Source organism: bacterium, assembly GCA_023145965.1.
Classification (GTDB): Bacteria; UBP14; UBA6098; order UBA6098; family UBA6098; genus UBA6098.
Map to the genome: position 1 here is coordinate 1 of JAGLDC010000046.1, position 2,946 is coordinate 2,946.

2 protein-coding genes are annotated in these 2,946 nt (G+C 43.4%); both read left to right on the plus strand.

The genetic code is table 11. The features are described 5' to 3' along the window. Nucleotides 1-312: 312 nt before the first annotated feature. Nucleotides 313-1,482, plus strand: coding sequence for an OmpA family protein (locus KAH81_05325; protein ID MCK5833076.1), 1,170 nt, complete (start codon nt 313-315; stop codon nt 1,480-1,482). A gap of 54 nt (nt 1,483-1,536) precedes the next feature. Then, the coding region (locus KAH81_05330) for a thrombospondin type 3 repeat-containing protein (GenBank protein ID MCK5833077.1) at nt 1,537-2,946 on the plus strand (1,410 nt) is incomplete at its 3' end.

A 2,946-nucleotide genomic window follows, 5' to 3' on the forward strand; every position in this document is an offset into this window, starting at 1 on the left:
CCAATCGAGGAACCTGTGGCTGAAGTTGCCGAGGAAGAGGCAGACTCCGAAGCAGAGAAGCCTAAGGAGGAGACTGACGACCAGGTTTCCGAAGACAAAGAATAACCCAAAAACAAACGAAGAATTGAGCGAATGCACGATTCGGCGTTGACAATACACGCAATCAGGAATATTCAATTTCGAATATTCCTGATTGTATATTTTTCCTTTTCGTTAATTGCTTTTGCGATAAGCCCTTATTCTGCGCGCCTGTCTGGGATATGGAGGCAAGGCTCGAATCAATCCAACGCTACCGAGGTATCGGCGGAATTGATGTATAAACTGATAGATGAACCAAAATTAGAGCTATCTTTCAGGTCTGCATATGCTAGATTTGCGCCCGATAGCGGAGATAATTCAGAATATTTAACACCACAGGTTGTCTTCAGGCTTTCCCGCCATCTTTTGAAGCACTCACAAGTTTTTGCGGATTGCGGAATAGGCTATTCGATACCTTTGAGTGAACAAAACGAATTTGAAGGTTTTTCCATTCCCATCGATTTGGGTATTTCATGGAAACCTATTCCTATAATCGATATGGAATTTTTTATGTCGCTTGTTCCGTTTCTTATATCAGATAACGAAACGGATTATTCTTCGTATGGTGGCGGCATAGGCTTTGTGTATCATTTTGGTTTCAAGGATTGTGATAAGGACTGGGTTCCAGACGAGATCGATACTTGTCAATATTCACCTAAAAATTCAAAAGTTGACGCGATGGGGTGTGCATATGATACCGATGGTGATGGAGTGTTTGATGGTCTAGATAAATGCCCAGATACACCATGGACAGCTTTTGTCGATGAGCTGGGATGCCCTCGAGATTCTGATAATGATGGTGTTTTTAATGGTGTGGATAGATGTCCCGATACACCGGGCGATATCGAAGTCGATAGTTCAGGATGTCCGAAAGATTCGGATGGTGATGGTGTTCCTAATTATCTAGATGAATGCCTGAACACACCTCACGGAGCTTTGACCGATGAGAAGGGCTGTTCGAGGGACTCCGATGAAGACGGCGTTTATGACGGTATCGATCAATGTCCGCAAACTCCAAGCGGTTTTGTTGTAAATTCTCTTGGATGCCCCTTCGTTACTCCAGTGGAATTGGAGGAAGTCCGGGATGCTTACGAATCCAGTTTGAATATTAAAGCCTCTGCGATGCAAAAACTCGATAATATTGCAGAAAGATTAAGAGCATATCCATTCAGAATTGTTGAAATAGGAGTTTATACAGATAGTGAAGGTAGTTTTACATATAATATTAACCGAGGAATGCGTGTTGCAGAGAAAGTAAAGGAAATTCTAATTGCGAGAGGTGTTTCAGCGGAACAACTCGTATTAAAAGGATATGGAGAAGTCGATCTCATATCACCAAATTCGACAGTCGATGGCCTAAAACAGAATAGGCGTATTGTGTTTAGATATTTGAATAATTATTAGTTATTTTATTAAGCGAATGATTTCATCTTTATTTTCGCACGAAAAGGAGGAAAAATGAAAAAAATAATGTTCTTTTTGTTTCTAACTCTAATAATAGTTGCTAGTATTTTTGCAGAAGAAGTTCTTTATAAATTTTCAGCAGGCCCGAGTGGCGGTATAGTAAAAACTGGGGGTGTCTATGATTATTGGGCGCTTGGCCAGACCTATGGTGGGACTGTGAAATTTGGAATAACAAAAGAACTCGAACTGGGGATTCAAGGGGCTTATAATTATTGTTATCCAGGAGATAATATTGATTTTTTCCCATTCCCACTTCGTAGTGCAGAAACAAAGGAATTGTTACCTCTTTCAGAATTCCATCCTCCCGGAAATGCATTTGTTGTAGTACCAGATACATCGAATCCTCGGGGATATAGGCTCGAAAGCTATCATAAAATACGTTTTTCGACAGGAACAAATAAAGATTTGCCGGTGAAACTTATTGCTATGCCTATAGAATTCTTTTTACAGTGGCGGAGTTTCACCCATACAATCTTCAATCCTTATATTCAAATAGGGGGTGGCATTCTCGCATGGAAAGCTGTAAATGATGAGACATCCGAACTTTTCGAGGTTGCCTACGAGCCGGAGGCAAGCTACGGTGACGCGCTTCCGGAAACTACCTGGGTTGAATATAAAGGCCGCCATTTCCATGCTATGCTCGGCTTTGGTTTTGAAATCTTTCCGGTAGAACAGGTTGGAATAGACCTGGGTTTTCGCGGATATTATGCATTTTTCGATGATCAGGCGGTTTTTACTCTCGATAGCCTTGTGGGTTGGGCAGAACTATCGGCTCGCTTGAATTTTTATTATGGTGGCGTTCGAGATAGCGATAAAGATGGTGTTATCGATAAGGACGACCAATGTCCACACACACCATTCGGCGCTGTAGTGGATGAATTTGGATGTCCTGTCGATTCCGATGGTGATGGCGTTTTTGATGGCCTGGATCAATGTCCCAATACGCCTCTCGGAGCAATGGTCGATGCTGGTGGTTGTCCTTCTGATGGCGACGGCGACGGCGTATATGATGGTGTCGATAAATGCCCGGATACACCCACTGGCGCAAAAGTCGATGATATAGGTTGTCCAGTAGATTCTGATGGAGATGGCGTCCCAGACCACACTGATAACTGTCCCAATACGCCGATGGGTGCTCTTGTCGATCTTAAGGGTTGTCCATTAGATGGTGATGGTGATGGTGCTTACGATGGTATCGATAAGTGCCCGAATACCCCGATAGGAACTCCGGTAAATCAGTTCGGTTGTCCGCAAACCAAGGCTGACTCTGATGGTGATGGCGTTCCAGATGATGTAGACAACTGTCCAGACACCCCAAATCCAGATCAGGCAGACTCAGATATCGACGGCATAGGTGATGCCTGCGACACGGTACCTCCTCCTTGTGAGGATGGTGACCTTGTG

Bases quoted from the DNA above. Each gene is read 5' to 3' on its own strand.
- KAH81_05325 (MCK5833076.1), top strand. From the start codon at position 313: ATGTATAAACTGATAGATGAACCAAAATTAGAGCTATCTTTCAGGTCT.